This is a genomic window from Aestuariirhabdus sp. LZHN29, assembly GCF_049985285.1.
Classification (GTDB): Bacteria; Pseudomonadota; Gammaproteobacteria; order Pseudomonadales; family Aestuariirhabdaceae; genus Aestuariirhabdus.
The window spans coordinates 1,363,656-1,379,476 of sequence record NZ_JBNIEU010000001.1; the positions used below are offsets into that span (position 1 = coordinate 1,363,656).

Genomic DNA, 15,821 nt, shown 5'->3' on the forward strand with positions numbered 1-15,821 from the left:
TGCTCTCTTGTTTGATTCTCATATGAATGGTTAGGCGTCGGCCTGCTCAACAAATTCTGACTCGGTGTCCATGCTTGCCAGTTCCCCTAAGGTGATCGGCTTGATGGGTGAACGGATGTTGTAATACCCCACCTCAGATACCGGCGTATTGTGTGCCTCGGCCATCAGTTGCGATACGGTTAGCCCGCACAAGCGCCCTTGGCAAGGCCCCATGCCGGCTCGGCTGAAGGCCTTGGCCTGGTTAGGACCGGCACAGCCATTTTTGGCGGCACGGCGAATATCCCCCGCAGTGACCTCCTCGCAACGACACACGAGCGTCTCATCAGCCGGCCGCAAAAACACCTCAGCGGGACGGTAGAGTCGATCGAGGAAGGGGCGGATTGCCAGCTGCTGGTCAATCTCCTGCTGCAGTTTGCGGATCTCCCTGTCTCGGCCCTCTACTCCAGGGTTTTGCTTGCCGACACCTCTGAGCCGCGATGCGATCTCGATGGCGGCTAACTTACCCTGCAGCTCGGCAACCAGCGCACCCCCGATACCGGCGCTATCGCCGGCCACAAAAACGCCGCCGATACTGGTCTCGCCTCCACTATCGAGGCAAGGGTGCCAACACTGCTGCAGTTCATCCCAGCGGTGTTCAGCCCCCAAAGCCTGCGTTAACTGGAGGTTGGGCACCACACCCTGATGAACCAGCAGGGTGGAGCACGGCAATTGTTGCTCACGCCCATTGTGGCTGAAATGCACTCTGGCCAGTTTGCCATCGTGGCCCGCCTCGGCGCGCAGCTGGTGCACGCCGTTCAAGCGTTTCACGCCGGCAGATCGCAGTTCCATCAACAGCTTGAAACCCTTTAGCAGATAACGCCAACCTCGCAGCGCGCCCGGTAGTTCGCGCAGCGCCTCGGCATAATGACGCGTTGGGGTGGTATCGAGCACGGCAGCGACCGAGACACCGGCGCGCTGCAACTGACAGGCAACCAGCAGCAACAGCGGCCCGCTACCCACAATGACCAGCGGTTCGGAAGGGGCTAAACCGCTGCTTTTGAGCATGATCTGGGCGGCGCCGCAGGTCATCACCCCCGGCGTGGTCCAACCGGGGAAAGGAACCGGGCGTTCCTGCGCGCCGGTTGCCAGCAATAAGCGGGCAAAGCTGATGCGCCGACTGTTACCGTCCGCCGACAGGCACAGGTGGCGTGCACCGATCTCCCACACGGTAGCACTGTGTAACACCTCAATATTGGCCGTTGAGAATTCGCGCACCAGACCGGCACCGTAGTAATAATCAGACCCAAGGATCTGTTGATCCTGCAACACCGGTTGGCCGACCTCGCGGTAGATCTGACCACCGGGGCGGGGTTGTTCGTCAATCACGACCACTTTTAAGCCAAGGCGGGCACTCTCGATCGCTGCAGCCATTCCGGCAGGACCTGCGCCTACCACAGCAAGGTCGTATGGCGTGGTGTTCATACCTGCTCCTCCATCACCGCACGAGCGCCATGCTGAAAGCTCACCTCCATCCCCTCTGCCACCGGGGTCATACAGCCCTGGCTATTGGGCTGACCGTCGATCACCATCAGGCATTCAAAACAGACCCCCATCATGCAGTAAGGCGCGCGTGGACTATTAGACACCGGGGTGGTGCGGGTCGGTCCGAGGCCGGCCGCCAATACGGCCGCCGCCACACTTTCTCCCGCCCGTGCGGCAACCGTTTGCCCCTCGACTCGAAGACTGACCGTTTCAGTGGCGATCGAAGGGAGCCGTTTAAAGGCTGAATCGTTCGGCATGGAACTCCTCCAGAGAGAGGCTCGGATCGGCAATGCCAGTGGCGATCCACTCGGCGATCGGGCCGGCGTGGGCTGCGGCCAAGGTGACACCGCTATGGCAAGAGACCAAAAAAGCCCCCGGATATTGTTGGGATTGCTGATAAATAGGGTAGCCGTCGGGAGTCATCACCCGCAGCGCGCCCCAGGATCGAATCAAGCGCACATGCTTAAGCAGTGGGAACATCGTTATTGCCCGTCGTGCAATCGTCGCCACCACATCGGTGGTAGTGCTGCTGTCCAGCCCCACATCTTCCTTGGAGTCGCCACACTGGATAGTGCCTTCACCGGTTTGGCGCACATGGCCGGTGGGGTAATCCAGGAAGTGGCGTACCCGCTCGGCAATCAATACCTGGCCGCGATTGGGTACCACAGGAGCAGACAACCCCACCTGGGGAGCCAGCTCACGGTTACCGAGACCGGCCGCTAGCACCACCCGATCCGTTTCCAGTTGCTGGTCGCCACAGTGAATCCTGAACCGACCATTGTCAGGCTCGACTTGAGTCACTGGGCCGCTGGTCAGCAACCGGCCACCCTCAGCGATAAAGCGCTGCGCCATCGCTCGCAGTAACAACAGCGGGTTGACATGGCCATCTTCAGGTCCCCAAGTGGCTCCTGCTACCGTAGGACCAATTTCGGGTACCTTTGCCTTAAGCTGCTCGTGGTTCAGCATCTCGAACGGATAGTTACCATCGTGCTCCTGTCGCATCGCTTCCAACAGCAGCCGGCGTTGTTCCAGTTCTTGTTCGGTGAGGCAGATATAGAGCCCGCCGACCTGAGATAGCTGCACATCAATACCGGTTGATGCGGTCAGTTGCTTGGCAAACTCACCCCAGCGCAGTGCCGATGATCGGCTCAGTCGGGCATAGGCGGGACAGGTGTCCCCTTTACCTTGCACCCACACCAAACCAAAGTTTCCCCGTGATGCGCGGAGGGCGATATCTCCCTCGTCGACGATCGAAACGGTTAATCCCTGGTCTTGCAACCCGAGAGCGACCGCCAATCCAACCAACCCACCACCGATAACGGCCACCTTAGTCTCACGGCAGTCAGGATTTACACCTGCGCTCATTGTTTTTCCTCCCGTGGGGATAGTCGGTAAGCCCCTAGGAATCGGGCTTGATGGCCGGCCACAACAACGGTGGCCGGCGTGCCGAGCTGTCGGATTAAAGGATCAGTTGGCGACCTGGTCCAGAATGCCCTGACCCCATGCGGCACCTACGTCTTCCAGGATCTGGGGCCAGACGTCGGAGCGGACCTTCTTGGCTGCCTCTGCCAGTTGGGCTTCGTTCAAACGGACGATAGTCGCACCGTTATCGGCCAGCTTCTGCTCGTAGGCTGCCTGGTCGGACTCGGCACGGGTCCAGCGCTGGACCTCGAAGGCCTGTGCCTCTTTCTGCAGCGCTTCGCGTTCGTCTGCGTCAAGGTCGGAGAAAGTTTCGGAGTTGATGATCATGTACCACACCTCGAAGTGGGTGTTGACCGGCAAATAGGTTTTGGTGACATCACGGAACGATGCGTAGTAGCCCTCGGCACCGGAACCGATCACCCCGTCAACCACTCCGGTCTGCACCGCGGTGAAGGCCTCGGAGAAGGGGATGGGAGAACTGATATAACCCAGGGCGTCGCCGGTCAGCTGGAAACTCTTGATACCGGGCACCCGAACCTTGATGCCTTTCTTGGCATTAACGTCGCCGGGTGATACCGCATCACGATTCAAAGAGATACCACCAAAATAGACCGGATAGGCAGCCAGCATGGTGATGTCCTGCTCGGCGTAGAGACCTTTCATGGCGGTGTAGATGGCACCCTCAGGGCCGTAGACCTTGCGAGCCTGCTCCCAGTTTTCGGCGAGGTAGGGGAAGGAGCTTATCTGCATCTTGCGTGAGGCGGCGGTGGCGGCCGGCTGCACCGCCATGTCCACCGCGCCGACGGAGATCCGCTCCTGGACGGAGGTGTAGTCACCCAGGGCGCTGGCCGCGTAAATTTTGAGTTTGATCTCCCCCCCTGTAGCCTGATCGACTTTGGCGGAAAACGCTTTGAGTTCCTGGTCGATGATCGTGCCCTGAGGCCGTACATGAGACATTTTCAGTGTCGCCGCCTGAGCGACTCCGACGCTTGCCAACGACAATGACAGTGCAAAAGCAATTTTCTTGGTTAGTGTTTTATGCATGGTCTTCTCCATTTTTTTTATATTCCACATCGGGAATCGAGGTAGAGCCTTTCTTTCGAACGTAAAAACAAACGCTTTCTATTCAAATGCCTGGATGAATTCCTAGTACCCAAGCTGAGCCGGTATGTATTCAGATAGTTCGGGCCAGATCAGCACGAGTATCACCACCGGCAGATAGCCGAACAGCAGTAGCACCATGGCGGGCTTAATCACTTCGGTAAATTTGACTTTGCCGATCCGCGCACCCAAGTAAAGAATGCTGGCGTAGGGCGGTGTTACCCCACCCATCGCGGTGGTCACCCCCATGATGGCGGCGAACTGGATGGGACTAACGTCCAGTGCTCCCATCAGCGGCATCAGCAGCGGCGCGGTCAGGATGATAGCGGTGATGTCGTTGACCACCATGCCGATGGCTAGCAGAAACAGCGTCACCATAATCAGCAGCATGGTCTTATCGGTGGTGATCTCGAAGATCACCTCTACCAGCGCCTGGGGGATATCCTCCATCACGAACAGCTGGCTCAACATCAGGCTGAACAGGATCATGATCAGAATGGCGCCCACGGCGGTGGCCGACTCTTTAGCGGACTCCAGGAAGGTTTTCCAAGTCAGCCCTTTATAGACCATAAAGCCGACCGGTAGCGCGTAGATCACGGCCACGGCCGCCGCTTCGGTGGGCGTCATAATGCCACCGTAGATACCGCCCAGAATGATCACCGGCATCAGCAACGCCGGGATCGCATGTACGGTATGCTTGCTCGCTTCCTTGGCCATCGCCCCGATCTCCATCGGCTCATCGAGCACCAGCGGGAACTTGCGCGCCATCACCAGGTTAACGATGGCAAAGTTGAGCATAATCAGCAGACCCGGCCCCAGCGTGGCCAGAAAGCTGGCCAGAATTGATGTCTCGGTAACCCAGCCATAGACGATCATGGTAACGCTTGGCGGAATCAACAGACCCAAGATCGACGAGTTGGCAATTAAAGCCGTGGCATACGCCCGGGGGTAGCCCTTGCGCTCCATTTCAGGAATTAACAATGGACCGATGGCGGCAATACCGGTCAGGCCGCTGCCGGAGATAGCTCCGATAATGGCACAGCTTACCGATGCCACCACGCCCAGTCCGCCGCGAACCCGACCGACAAAAATGTTAACGAACTTGAGCAGGCTGGCGGCGATACCACTAACACTCATGATGGTACCGGCGAACACGAACAGCGGGATCGCCAGCAGTATCGGGTTGGTCAGCTGACTAAAGCCCCACAACATCATCCCCTTCATGGTGGCATCACCCACCAGGGTCATCACCATTAAACCGGCGCCAAAACAGTAAGGTAGCGGCACCCCCAGGCTCAGCAGAATAACCAGTACCAGAAAGGCTAGCAGTGCAATCTCAACCATGATTCTTATCCTCGCGCTGATCCAGCACCTGTAGCTCGTCGATTTCGTTGGTATGGGGGTGCTCGTGATCGATCGGCGTGTTCAGTGCTGCGCCGCCCCGTATCAGTGTCCGGATATGCCCCCACAGATGCCAGGCGACGTATAGGGTCATAACGAAGAGGCCAAGAAACAGCGACGATTCGTAGGTCAGCGTTGGCAGGTATAGCGTTGGGGTCTCCTTGCCGACACGCCAGGCATACTTCAGGTAGTCCCAGGCCCAAACGGTTAGCCACACTGAGATCACCAGGCTGCAACTCTCAGAAACCACCAACAAAATATGCCGAGCCCGTTCGGTGCTGAGAAATATCTCCAGCACATTGGCGCGTATCTGGGTGTCATCGCGAGAGGCGTTAACGGCACCGAGGATGTACAGCCACAAGGTCGGGATCACGGCAACCTCCTCCAACCCCATCACTGGCGTCTCGAAGACGTAACGCGTAATCACCTGAACAAACTGGAAACCGGCCACCATGCTAATCAGCAGCGCCAGCGAATAACGAAAGAATCTCTCCATGTGATTTCTCTTTATTATGTTGGAGTCCCGCAGACGGGAATCGTTGTTTCGATCCACGCCGCTTTGGTGATAACCATGTTGCCCAGCGCAACAGATAACATCAAATCGTTTGTTTTTGGTACTTGATAATATAAGGTTATAGCAATCAATGGCCGATTGAGTGCTAAAGCACTCATACAGGAGTAGTAGCAGATATGGCACGACTGAGCTTTCGGCAGGTTGAAGCGTTCCGCGCGGTGATGATCGCGGGCACCACCACCGGCGCGGCCGAAATTTTATGCATCTCGCAGCCGGCGGTTAGCCGGCTGCTGAGCGACTTCGAGGAGAGTGTCAAAGTCACGCTGTTTGAGCGCCATAAGAAACGCTTGCTACCGACCCCCGAAGCGATGATCTTGTTCGAAGAGGTGGAAAAATCGTTTGTCGGTATTGAGAAGCTGGCGAGAACCGCCGAGGAGTTACGTGATTTTCATCGCGGCACTCTGCGCATCGTCTGCATGCCCGCGCTGGCGCAGGACTTTATGCCGCAGGTGGTGCATGATTTCATGGCCGACCACAAAGGCGTTGCGGTCACCCTGCAAGTGCGTAGTTCACAACAGGTGGCTGACTGGATCTCGACCCAGCACTTCGACATTGGCATCTCCGCCATCAAAGTCTCCGACCCGGCCATTGAGGTGCAAAGCCTCGCAAGCAGTCAGTTGCTGTGTGCCCTGCCGCCCAACCATCGACTTGCGAGTAAAGCGGTGATCATCCCGCAAGACCTGGAGGGTGAGATGTTTGTTTCACTGGGTACCGAACAGAGCGTTCGCTATAAGGTCGATGAAGTATTTGAACAAGCCGGAGTCAAGCGCCAGCTACTGTTCGATACCCAGGTTTCCCATGTAGCCTGTGCCTACGTCCTGGCGGGTAGCGGGGTGTCATTGGTCGACCCTGCCACGGCCATCAACTATTCGAAACGTGGGCTGGTGGTGAAGCCGTTCAAACCGAAAATCGAGTTCAATTACAACATTATCTATCCGGCGACTCGTTCAAAGTCATTGCTGGCTATCGACTTTTCAGAGTTACTCTGCAAGCGACTGAAGGCCTTATCTCAAGAATCCAACGGGCTGTTTGTCTATGGTGAGGGTTAGGCTACAGGCGTGATGAGTTGGCTGGCTCCGACACGGGTTATCACCTTTAGAGTATGAAGACCGGTATTATGGTGGGGGGTGAAAGGTGTCTAGTGAAGTCGTGGCGATTCACTATGCATATCTACGACAAGTACCAGAGCGCGGAGGCGATCACTGATCTGGAATGATGTAGAGCTGCCTAAACTAAGGCTCAAATAAAAAGGCCGTCAAACCTAAGTATGACGGCCTTTTTAACATCAAAGCCGGCCAGTTCTGCTTATCTATGTAACCATAATGTGGCCAAACCGGCCACACTATGGTTACAAGAACACGCTGCAAGACGTTGATTTTATTGGTGGGCCCACGAGGACTTGAACCTCGGACCAAGGGATTATGAGTCCCCTGCTCTAACCAACTGAGCTATAGGCCCTGAAAGAGCGGCGATTATAGCGTCTTGGCGGAGGCGAGCCAATAGCTGCGGGTGCCAGAACACCGGGGTTAATGGCCCCAGGCTGAAATTTATTACCGGGGTGTCGGCTTCTCCTCTTTTTTAGCGCGAGGGTGCGGGCAAAATATGCGTAAACGAGGGGGTAAGGCTCTGCGCGCGGGGGTAATATCAACTCGCCCCCGCCTGTGCCCCTGCGCTAAAGCTCTACCAGAACGGGTCAACCCCATAAAAAAAGGGACAGCGTTGCGGCTGTCCCTTTTTTGTCGATACGCCGCTTAGCGCTTGGCGCGGTTGTCGATCAGGTTGTCGACCACGCTGGGGTCTGCCAGGGTGGAGGTGTCGCCCAGGGCGTCAATCTCGTCGCTGGCGATCTTGCGCAGGATGCGGCGCATGATCTTACCGGAGCGGGTCTTCGGCAGGCCGACGGCCCACTGGATGAAGTCTGGCTTGGCGATAGCACCGATCTCTTTGGTGACAAAAGCTCGCAGCTCCTTCTCCAGCTCGGCGCTTGGCTCCACGTCGTGCATCGGGGTGATGTAGGCGTAGATACCCTGACCCTTGATGTCGTGGGGGAAGCCGACGATGGCGGCTTCGGCTACGGCGTCGTGCAGCACCAGCGCGCTTTCGATCTCGGCGGTACCCATGCGGTGACCGGAGACGTTAAGCACGTCGTCGACCCGGCCGGTGATCCAGAAGTAGCCATCCTCGTCGCGTCGCGCACCGTCGCCGGTGAAGTAGTAACCGGGGTAGGTGCTGTAGTAGGTCTGGATGCAGCGCTCGTGGTCGCCGTAGACGCTACGGATCTGACTCGGCCAGGAGGCGGTGATGACCAGGTTACCTTCGACCGCGCCTTCGAGGATGTTGCCCTCGGGATCAACCAGTTCGGGTTTAACGCCGAAGAAGGGGCGGGTCGCCGAGCCGGGCTTAAGGTCGGTAGCGCCGGGTAGCGGGGTGATCATCACCGAACCGGTCTCGGTCTGCCACCAGGTGTCCATGATCGGACAGCGGGTTTCGCCAACCACGTTGTAGTACCACTCCCAGGCTTCGGGGTTGATCGGCTCACCGACGGTACCCAGAATCTTGAGGCTGGAACGGTCGGTACGGGTGACGTAGTCGTCGCCCTGGGCCATCAGTGCGCGGATAGCCGTGGGCGCGGTGTAGAACACGTTGACCTGGTGCTTGTCGATCACCTGCCAGCAGCGTGAGGCATCGGGATAGGTGGGGACGCCTTCGAACATCAGGGTGATGGCGGCGTTACACAATGGGCCGTAGACGATGTAAGAGTGGCCGGTAATCCAGCCGACATCGGCGGTACACCAGTAGACGTCGCCGGGATGGTAGTCGAAGATGTACTTGTGGGTCATCGCTGACTGCAGCAGGTAGCCGCCGGTGGTGTGCAGTACACCCTTGGGCTTGCCGGTGGAGCCGGAGGTGTAGAGGATAAACAGAGGGTCTTCTGCGTCCATGGGCTCGGCAGGACACTCGTTGCTGGCCGCATCGGTATGCTCGTGATACCAGATATCCCGGCCTTCGTTCCAGGCAACATCGCCGCCGGTACGCTGGACCACGACGACCGTATGCACGTTAGGGCACTGCTCCACGGCGACATCGGCGTTGGCCTTGAGTGGTACGCTTTTGCCTCCACGCAGGCCTTCGTCGGCGGTGATCACGGTTTGACAGTCGGAGTTAAGAATGCGGTCTTTAAGGGCCTCGGGGGAGAAGCCACCAAACACCACCGAGTGCACGGCGCCGATACGCGCGCAAGCGAGCATGGCGTAGGCGGCTTCGGGAATCATCGGCATGTAGATGCAGACCGGGTCGCCTTTTTTAACGCCGCGAGCCTTAAGCACGTTGGCCAGTCGGCACACCTTGTCGTGCAGTTGCTGGTAGGTAATGGTGAGGTCTTCTTCCGGGTTGTCGCCTTCCCAGATGATGGCGGTATCGTTGGCTTTGGTGGCCAGGTGGCGGTCGATACAGTTGTAGCTGACGTTCAGCTTGCCGCCCTTGAACCAGCTGGCTTCACCTTTGTGAAAATCAAACTCGGAGACTTTGTCCCAAGGGGTAAACCACTCAAGGAATTCGTTGGCCATATTGCCCCAGAAGGTATCGGGCTGCTCGATGGACTGTTGGTACATCTCCTTGTACTGGGCATCGGTAATATGGGCACGCTGCTTGATGGCATCCTTTACAGGATGGTTTTCAATCTCGAACATGTTGCGTCTCTCGTGTGGGTTATTGTTATCGTACAGGACCCTTCGGGCCCTGTCGGTTACACGTCGAGAGCGCGGTGGTAAAGCTTGATCAAGCCGTTGCTGGAACTATCTTGATCCGCCGTCGCTCCGGGGTGCTGTAACCTTTCATGGAGAGTGTCGCTTAGCTGTTTACCTAGTTCAACTCCCCATTGGTCGAAGGGGTTGATATCCCAGACCATCGCCTGCACGAAAACCTTGTGCTCATAGAGGGCGAGCAGGGCCCCCAGGGAGTGGGGTGTGAGGCGATCGGCAACCAGGGTATTGCTGGGGCGGTTGCCGGGCATGATCTTGTGGGGTAACAGGGTTTCGACGGCGCTCGTATCCAGCCCCTGGCGTTCGAGCTCGGCGCGCGCCTGCGCCCCGGGCTTGCCCTGCATCAGGGCCTGGCTTTGGCTGAAGGCGTTTGCAACCAGTATGCAATGCTGGGCCTGGCGCTCGGGGTAGTGACAGTTCAGGGGGAGAATGAAGTCAACCGGGGTGAACTGGTTTCCCAGATGGAGGAGCTGGTGGTAGGCGTGTTGGCCATTGCAGCCCTCTCCGCCCCAGATGATGGCGCCGCTGCGGTAATCGAGCGTTGCGCCGTGGCGGTTTACACTCTTGCCGTTGCTCTCCATGTCGAGTTGCTGGATGTGATCGACGAAGCTGCGCAGGTAATAGCTGTAACAGAGCAAGCCGTGGCTGCGGGCGTGCCAGAAATTTTGATACCAGACCCCCAGCATACCCAGTAGCACCGGCATGTTGTCGGCGAGGGGTGCCTCGCAAAAATGCTCATCCATGGAGCGCGCGCCATCGAGTAACTGCTGGAAGTTGTCGTAGCCGATCCCCAGCGCGATCGGCAGGCCGATGGTGGACCACAGCGAGTAACGCCCTCCAACCCAGTCCCACATGGGCAGTATATTGTCGCCAGCGATACCGAATTCGATCGCCTTGGGGGCGTTGGCAGTGATCGCCAAAAAGTGCTTTGAAAGATCACCATCCTCGACGCCCGCCCCTTGCAGCCAGGCGCGGCAGGCCGAGGCGTTGCAGATCGTTTCCTGAGTCCCGAAAGATTTGGATGCCACGATAAAGAGCGTGGTGGCAGGGTCAACCCGGTTCAGGGTCTCTTGCATATCGGAGGGGTCGATATTGGCGATAAAATGTACTTTAACGGATGAGTGCTGGTAGGGCTGGAGTCCCTGGATCACCACTTTGGGGCCGAGGAAGGATCCGCCGATGCCGATGTTGACCACATCCTTTATCGGTTTTCCGCTGTATCCGAGCCAGCGGCCGCCGTGAATCTCTTCGCACAGCCGTTGCATCTGCTGCTGGGCGGCGCGTATAAGCGGGCGAATATCTTCGCCGTCGATCTCTAATGGCGTGCTCGTGTTGCTGCGCAGCGCCGTGTGCAGTGCCGGGCGCTGTTCGGTATTGTTGATCTCCTCGCCGCGGAAGAGGGCGTCGCGCTGGCCGCTGATATCGGCCTGGCCCGCGAGTCGTATCAGTTCGTTGAGCGCGGGATCATCGAGCCGGTTTTTGGAGTAATCAAGGGTCCAGCCCGCTGCGGAGCGGGTGTAACGATCGAAGCGGTTGGGCTGCTGGGCAAACAGCTTGCAGAGTGTTTGTTGCTCCAGGCGTTGTTTGTGTTGCACGAGTAACGGGTAGGCTGCGAGCTGTTTCAGGGTTCTGCTCCTGTTGCCTGACGTGCCCTCAGGGCAGGGTCAGGGTGACGTTGTCGATCAGTCGCGCGCGCCCTAGGTAAGCGGCGGCAAGAATGACCAGCTCCTTGTCCTGTGCGTTGGCCGGTTGCAGGCTGTGCTGGCTGCAGATGTCGATGTAGTCGGGTTTCAGTCCGGCTTGCGCCAGTTTGGCCAGGGCATCGCGCAGGATCAGGTCGTAGTTCATCCCCTGCAATATCTGTTCCCTCGCCTCGCGCAGCACCCGATAGAGGCTGGGCGCGATGTCGAGCTCCGCGTCGGTGAGGTAGCCGTTGCGCGAGCTGAGCGCCAGCCCGCGGCTATCCCGGGCGATATCGGCGCCGATGACCTTTACCGGCATATAGAGGTCGTTGACCATCTGGCGAATTACGGCCAGCTGCTGAAAGTCCTTGACGCCAAATACGGCAACGTCGGGGTGCACGATATTGAACAGCTTGCACACTATTGTGGCAACGCCGGCGAAGTGACCGGGGCGGGATTTGCCGCAATGCATGTTGGAAAGGCACTCCACTGACACCGTCGTGTGATGCTCCATGCCCTCGGGATAGATTTCGTTGCTGGAGGGGGCAAACAGGAGATCGACGTTTTCATCCTTGAGTTGGGCCTGATCTTCGGCCAGGGTGCGCGGGTAGGATTCGAGATCCTCACCGGCGCCGAACTGCAGGGGATTAACGTAGATGCTGACGATAACGACGTCGGCATGTTCCCGAGCCTTATGCACCAGCGTCAGGTGACCCTTATGCAGATTGCCCATCGTGGGGACAAAGGCGACGCGCTTGCCTGCGGCGCGGGAGGCACGCACGTATTCGCGTACATCGGCAATGCTGTGAACGGTATTCATGACGTAAACTGATGCTCCTCAGCGGGGAATTGGCCGGATTTTACCGCCTCACCATAGGCTTTAAGGGCGCTGTCGATACTGGACTGCCCCTCCATAAAGTCCTTTACAAAGCGAGGGCGTCGCCCTGGCGTAACCCCCAGCATGTCGTGCAGTACCAATACCTGGCCGTCGGTATCGCCACCGGCACCGATGCCGATCACCGGCGCTCCAACGGCAAGGGTGAACTCTCGGGCCAGCGCAGAAGGAACGCACTCGAGCAGCAGCAGCGCGGCGCCGGATTGATCCAATAATTGGCCGTCTTCAATCATCTGGCGGGCCGCGTCCTGATCACGCCCCTGTACCTTAAAGCCGCCAAAGAGGTTGACCGATTGCGGGGTAAGTCCAAGGTGCACACAGGTGGGGATGCCATTGCGAGCCAATAGCTCGACGCTCTCGCACAGCCAGCGTCCGCCTTCGAGCTTGACCAGGTGAGCCCCGGCTCGCATTAATGCAGCGGAGTTTTCGAGGGTTTGCTCGGGGGTGGCGTAACTACCGAAAGGCAGGTCCGCCATGATCAGGGCGCCCTGGTTGCCGCGCGCGACACAGCGGGTGTGGTACACCATGTCCTCGATCGTTACCGGCAGTGTGCTATCGCGTCCTTGCAGTACCATGCCCAGGGAGTCTCCGACCAGAATGACCTCTATACCCGCGGCACTAACCGCGTGGGCAAAGGCGGCATCGTACGCGGTCAGGCAGGCAAACTTGTCGCCGCCGGCTTTCAGTTTACGGAGACTGTCGAGAGTAATATTCAACGCGATCACCAATCAATACTGCGAATGAAGCAGCGATTATACGCAAAATTGGCCTAAATCCCATCTATCGACAAGGGGCACCAGTTGCGCAGGTTGGCGCCTCAACTCCCTAGCGATGGATGGGGTTGAAGTAGTGGCGGCCGTTACCGATGCTATGAATTTGTTGCAGCAGTTGTTCGTAATCGGCGTCGCTGCTGGCCAGGTCGATGTCGCTGGCATTGATGATCAGCAAAGGAGCCTGATCGTAGTAATAGAAGAATTCGGTGTAGGCATCATTGATCTGTTGCAGGTAGAGATCGCTGATCATCTGTTCGGCGGCCACGCCCCGTTTGCTGATGCGCTGCTGCAACACCTGGGTAGGCGCTTGCAGGTAGATCACCAGGTCGGGCTGGGGGATATCGAGGGTCTGCAGTTCGTAGGCCTTGTGGTACAGGTCAAGCTCGTCAGCGTCGAGGGTGAGGCGGGCGAACAGGCGGTCTTTGTCCATCAAGAAATCGGCCACCCACGCCGGGCTGAAGAGGTCGTTCTGGCGCAGCTCCTGAATCTGCTGGGTGCGCTGAAAGAGGAAATAAAGCTGGGCGGCAAAGGCTCCCTGGCGAGGGTTGCGATAAAAGCGCTCCAGGAAGGGGTTGTCTTCAACGGGCTCCAGTAGGGGCGCGTACTCGAAACTTTCGGCCAGGCGTTTGGCGAGGGTGGTCTTGCCGACCCCTATGGGGCCTTCAACGGCAATAAAACGGTGGCGGGGCTGTTGGCTAATGGTCACAAGTTAGTCCGTGGGGGTCAGTGGATCGCCTACCCGGGTGAGTTGGGTGTTCACGCAGGTGTGTAATAAATTCGTTAGCGGTTGTACCGCCGGCAGCTCGAGCGCGGGCGCCAATTCGTACAGTGGTTTGAGCACAAAGTCTCTCCAGTGCATCTCGGAGTGAGGGACCTGGAGGCGGGGGAGGTTCAGCTGTTGCTCGCCATAGAGCAGCAGGTCGATATCGAGGGTTCGGGGGCCCCAGCGCTCGTTGCGTTCGCGCCCCTGATGTTGCTCGATCGCCTGCAGGGCATCGAGCAGATCAAGGGGGGCAAGTCGTGTGTCCAGGGCGACGACCATATTAAGGTAATCCGGTTGTTCGGGACCGACTGCTTTGCTTTGGTAGAGGCTGGAAGCCCCGACCCAGCGACAGTCGGCAAGTTGGGCAAGGGCGTCGACCGCTGCCTGTAATTGCTGTCGGGGGGTTGCCAGGTTGCTCCCCAGTCCAAGGTAGCAGTGGATCATTCGTTGCTGGAAGGTTTGCGCCTGCGGCGGCGGGGTCGGGATCGTTTCGCCGGTGCGACCTGCCGCTCCATCTGCTTGCGATCACCCTCTTCCACTTTTTGATAATCGGTCCACCAGTCGCACAGCTCCTGTAACTCTGTTTCACCGGCCTCGCAGCGCAGCAGCATGAAGTCGTAGGCTGCACGGAAACGGGGGTGTTCAAGCAACTGCGCTGCGCGTTTGCCCTGACGGCGGGGCAAGCGGTCCTGTAACTCCCAAATCTCGCGCATGGGGATGCCAAAGCGCTTGGGTATGGTGGTGTGGTTGGACTGGTTGCCGATCACGACCTGTATCGCCTGCTGCAATGCAGGAATCGGTGGAATATCTTGCGCCGCGATATCCTTGCGGCAGGCCTGCAAGGGGCCCCAGAGCAGGGTCGCGAATAGGAAGGCCGGTGTGACCGGCTTGTGCTGGCGCAGGCGCTCGTCGGTATTGTGCAGGGCCCGCTCGATCATGCGCTGGTAGTACGGGTCGCTCTCCAGCGCAGTATGGGTGGCGGGAAACAGGGGCTGAAAGAGGTGGTATTCCTGCATCAGCGCGAAGGTTTTTAAACCGCGACCGGCTTGCAAAAGCTTGAGTATCTCATCAAACATGCGGGCGGCGGGAATGTCTCCCAATGAGGGTGCAAGGCGACGAATGGGGGCGGCGGTAGCCTTTTCAATCTCGAAATCAAGTTTGGCGGCGAAGCGAATCGCTCGCAGCATGCGCACCGGGTCTTCCTGGTAGCGGGTGACCGGGTCGCCGATCAGGCGGATCTTGCGCTGCTTGATATCTCGCAAGCCATCGGTGTAATCGTGGATGCTGAAATCTTCAGAGGTATAGTAGAGCGCGTTCATGGTGAAATCGCGCCGAATCGCATCCTGTTCGATATTGCCGTACACGTTATCTCGCAAGATGCGCCCGCTATCGGCCACCTTCGACTTGTCTTTGCGGCCCCCTGCGCTGCTGTGATCGGCACGGAATGTCGCGACCTCGATAATCTCGCGGCCAAACTGTACGTGTACCAGTTTGAAGCGGCGTCCAATCAGGCGCGAGTTGCGGAACAGGCCGCGCACCTGCTCGGGAGTGGCGCTGGTGGCAACGTCAAAGTCCTTGGGGTGGTGACCCAGCAGGATATCCCTGATGCAGCCTCCGACCAGATAGGATTCAAAGCCCCCCTCGTTGAGGCGGCGAAGCACCTTGAGGGCGTTATCGCTGATCCTTTTTCGGCTGACGGTATGGTGGTCGCGAGGGATAATCGTTTGGGTGGGCATGGCAATGCCGGACGACGACGGGCGCAATTTGCGAAACAGCCGTTTTAACATCGTGGGGAAGAGTTCCTGAAAAGTGGGATAGCTATATTTGAATAGTGCCATCATACCATTGAGACGGCGGTATTTCAGCGTTAGAGAGGTATTTTGGGGGGCAAGTAAAGCAAAAGGAGAGCTGGGCTCTCCTTTTATAAT

14 protein-coding genes and 1 tRNA gene are annotated in these 15,821 nt (G+C 58.2%); 1 reads left to right on the forward strand and 14 read right to left on the reverse strand.

Annotation, left to right across the window (positions count from 1 at the left end):
- Positions 1–30: 30 nt before the first annotated feature.
- From ACP3PW_RS06475 to ACP3PW_RS06500, 6 genes are all read right to left on the reverse strand, one after another.
- Entirely contained in the window at positions 31–1,461 is a 1,431-nt protein-coding gene (locus ACP3PW_RS06475; RefSeq protein ID WP_426415858.1) for an NAD(P)/FAD-dependent oxidoreductase, read from the reverse strand.
- The gene (locus ACP3PW_RS06480) at positions 1,458–1,778 is read right to left on the reverse strand and encodes a (2Fe-2S)-binding protein (RefSeq protein ID WP_426415859.1); all 321 of its coding nucleotides are present in this window, start codon (positions 1,776–1,778) and stop codon (positions 1,458–1,460) included. Before ACP3PW_RS06480 ends, ACP3PW_RS06475 begins: the two co-directional genes overlap by 4 nt.
- Positions 1,756–2,886 carry an NAD(P)/FAD-dependent oxidoreductase gene (locus ACP3PW_RS06485; RefSeq protein WP_426415860.1) on the reverse strand — a complete coding sequence of 377 codons (1,131 nt, stop codon included), beginning with the start codon at positions 2,884–2,886 and terminating at the stop codon, positions 1,756–1,758. The genes ACP3PW_RS06480 and ACP3PW_RS06485 overlap by 23 nt, the downstream gene beginning before the upstream one ends.
- A 102-nt stretch (positions 2,887–2,988) precedes the next feature.
- Positions 2,989–3,987 carry a TRAP transporter substrate-binding protein DctP gene (gene dctP / locus ACP3PW_RS06490; protein ID WP_426415861.1) on the reverse strand — a complete coding sequence of 333 codons (999 nt, stop codon included), beginning with the start codon at positions 3,985–3,987 and terminating at the stop codon, positions 2,989–2,991.
- 102 nt (positions 3,988–4,089) lie between these two features.
- The gene (locus ACP3PW_RS06495) at positions 4,090–5,388 is read right to left on the reverse strand and encodes a TRAP transporter large permease (protein ID WP_426415862.1); all 1,299 of its coding nucleotides are present in this window, start codon (positions 5,386–5,388) and stop codon (positions 4,090–4,092) included.
- Positions 5,381–5,941: a TRAP transporter small permease gene (locus ACP3PW_RS06500; RefSeq protein WP_426415863.1), complete on the reverse strand. Its 561-nt coding sequence runs from the start codon at positions 5,939–5,941 to the stop codon at positions 5,381–5,383. The genes ACP3PW_RS06495 and ACP3PW_RS06500 overlap by 8 nt, the downstream gene beginning before the upstream one ends.
- A 194-nt stretch (positions 5,942–6,135) precedes the next feature.
- Here ACP3PW_RS06500 and ACP3PW_RS06505 point away from each other — a divergent pair, with 194 nt between their 5' ends.
- Entirely contained in the window at positions 6,136–7,068 is a 933-nt protein-coding gene (locus tag ACP3PW_RS06505; RefSeq protein WP_426415864.1) for a LysR substrate-binding domain-containing protein, read from the forward strand.
- 332 nt (positions 7,069–7,400) lie between these two features.
- Here the strand turns inward: ACP3PW_RS06505 and ACP3PW_RS06510 are convergent.
- The 8 genes from ACP3PW_RS06510 to pcnB all read right to left on the reverse strand — a co-directional run bounded on the left by ACP3PW_RS06510 (position 7,401) and on the right by pcnB (position 15,680).
- Positions 7,401–7,477: transfer RNA gene (locus ACP3PW_RS06510), tRNA-Ile, on the reverse strand.
- 293 nt (positions 7,478–7,770) lie between these two features.
- Positions 7,771–9,708, reverse strand: a complete 1,938-nt coding sequence (acs, locus tag ACP3PW_RS06515; protein WP_426415865.1) for an acetate--CoA ligase — start codon at positions 9,706–9,708, stop codon at positions 7,771–7,773.
- A gap of 56 nt (positions 9,709–9,764) precedes the next feature.
- Entirely contained in the window at positions 9,765–11,405 is a 1,641-nt protein-coding gene (gene pgi / locus ACP3PW_RS06520; protein ID WP_426415906.1) for a glucose-6-phosphate isomerase, read from the reverse strand.
- Between the two features lie 28 nt (positions 11,406–11,433).
- Positions 11,434–12,282, reverse strand: a complete 849-nt coding sequence (gene panC, locus ACP3PW_RS06525; RefSeq protein WP_426415866.1) for a pantoate--beta-alanine ligase — start codon at positions 12,280–12,282, stop codon at positions 11,434–11,436.
- Complete coding sequence (gene panB, locus ACP3PW_RS06530; RefSeq protein WP_426415907.1) at positions 12,279–13,073, reverse strand: 3-methyl-2-oxobutanoate hydroxymethyltransferase; 795 nt, start codon at positions 13,071–13,073, stop codon at positions 12,279–12,281. The genes panC and panB overlap by 4 nt, the downstream gene beginning before the upstream one ends.
- 109 nt (positions 13,074–13,182) lie before the next feature.
- Positions 13,183–13,836, reverse strand: a complete 654-nt coding sequence (locus ACP3PW_RS06535; protein WP_426415867.1) for a deoxynucleoside kinase — start codon at positions 13,834–13,836, stop codon at positions 13,183–13,185.
- A 3-nt stretch (positions 13,837–13,839) separates the two neighbouring features.
- The gene (gene folK, locus ACP3PW_RS06540; RefSeq protein WP_426415868.1) at positions 13,840–14,337 is read right to left on the reverse strand and encodes a 2-amino-4-hydroxy-6-hydroxymethyldihydropteridine diphosphokinase; all 498 of its coding nucleotides are present in this window, start codon (positions 14,335–14,337) and stop codon (positions 13,840–13,842) included.
- Positions 14,334–15,680, reverse strand: coding sequence for a polynucleotide adenylyltransferase PcnB (pcnB, locus tag ACP3PW_RS06545; RefSeq protein WP_426415869.1), 1,347 nt, complete (start codon positions 15,678–15,680; stop codon positions 14,334–14,336). Before pcnB ends, folK begins: the two co-directional genes overlap by 4 nt.
- Between the last annotated feature and the right edge of the window lie 141 nt (positions 15,681–15,821).

What these genes read in the sequence shown, in the direction of transcription:
- ACP3PW_RS06475 (WP_426415858.1), bottom strand. Translation starts at nt 1,461, where the DNA reads ATGAACACCACGCCATACGACCTTGCTGTGGTAGGCGCAGGTCCTGCC.
- ACP3PW_RS06480 (WP_426415859.1), bottom strand. Translation starts at nt 1,778, where the DNA reads ATGCCGAACGATTCAGCCTTTAAACGGCTCCCTTCGATCGCCACTGAA.
- ACP3PW_RS06485 (WP_426415860.1), bottom strand. Translation starts at nt 2,886, where the DNA reads ATGAGCGCAGGTGTAAATCCTGACTGCCGTGAGACTAAGGTGGCCGTT.
- dctP (WP_426415861.1), bottom strand. Translation starts at nt 3,987, where the DNA reads ATGCATAAAACACTAACCAAGAAAATTGCTTTTGCACTGTCATTGTCG.
- ACP3PW_RS06495 (WP_426415862.1), bottom strand. Translation starts at nt 5,388, where the DNA reads ATGGTTGAGATTGCACTGCTAGCCTTTCTGGTACTGGTTATTCTGCTG.
- ACP3PW_RS06500 (WP_426415863.1), bottom strand. Translation starts at nt 5,941, where the DNA reads ATGGAGAGATTCTTTCGTTATTCGCTGGCGCTGCTGATTAGCATGGTG.
- ACP3PW_RS06505 (WP_426415864.1), top strand. Translation starts at nt 6,136, where the DNA reads ATGGCACGACTGAGCTTTCGGCAGGTTGAAGCGTTCCGCGCGGTGATG.
- acs (WP_426415865.1), bottom strand. Translation starts at nt 9,708, where the DNA reads ATGTTCGAGATTGAAAACCATCCTGTAAAGGATGCCATCAAGCAGCGT.
- panC (WP_426415866.1), bottom strand. Translation starts at nt 12,282, where the DNA reads ATGAATACCGTTCACAGCATTGCCGATGTACGCGAATACGTGCGTGCC.
- folK (WP_426415868.1), bottom strand. Translation starts at nt 14,337, where the DNA reads ATGATCCACTGCTACCTTGGACTGGGGAGCAACCTGGCAACCCCCCGA.
- pcnB (WP_426415869.1), bottom strand. Translation starts at nt 15,680, where the DNA reads ATGTTAAAACGGCTGTTTCGCAAATTGCGCCCGTCGTCGTCCGGCATT.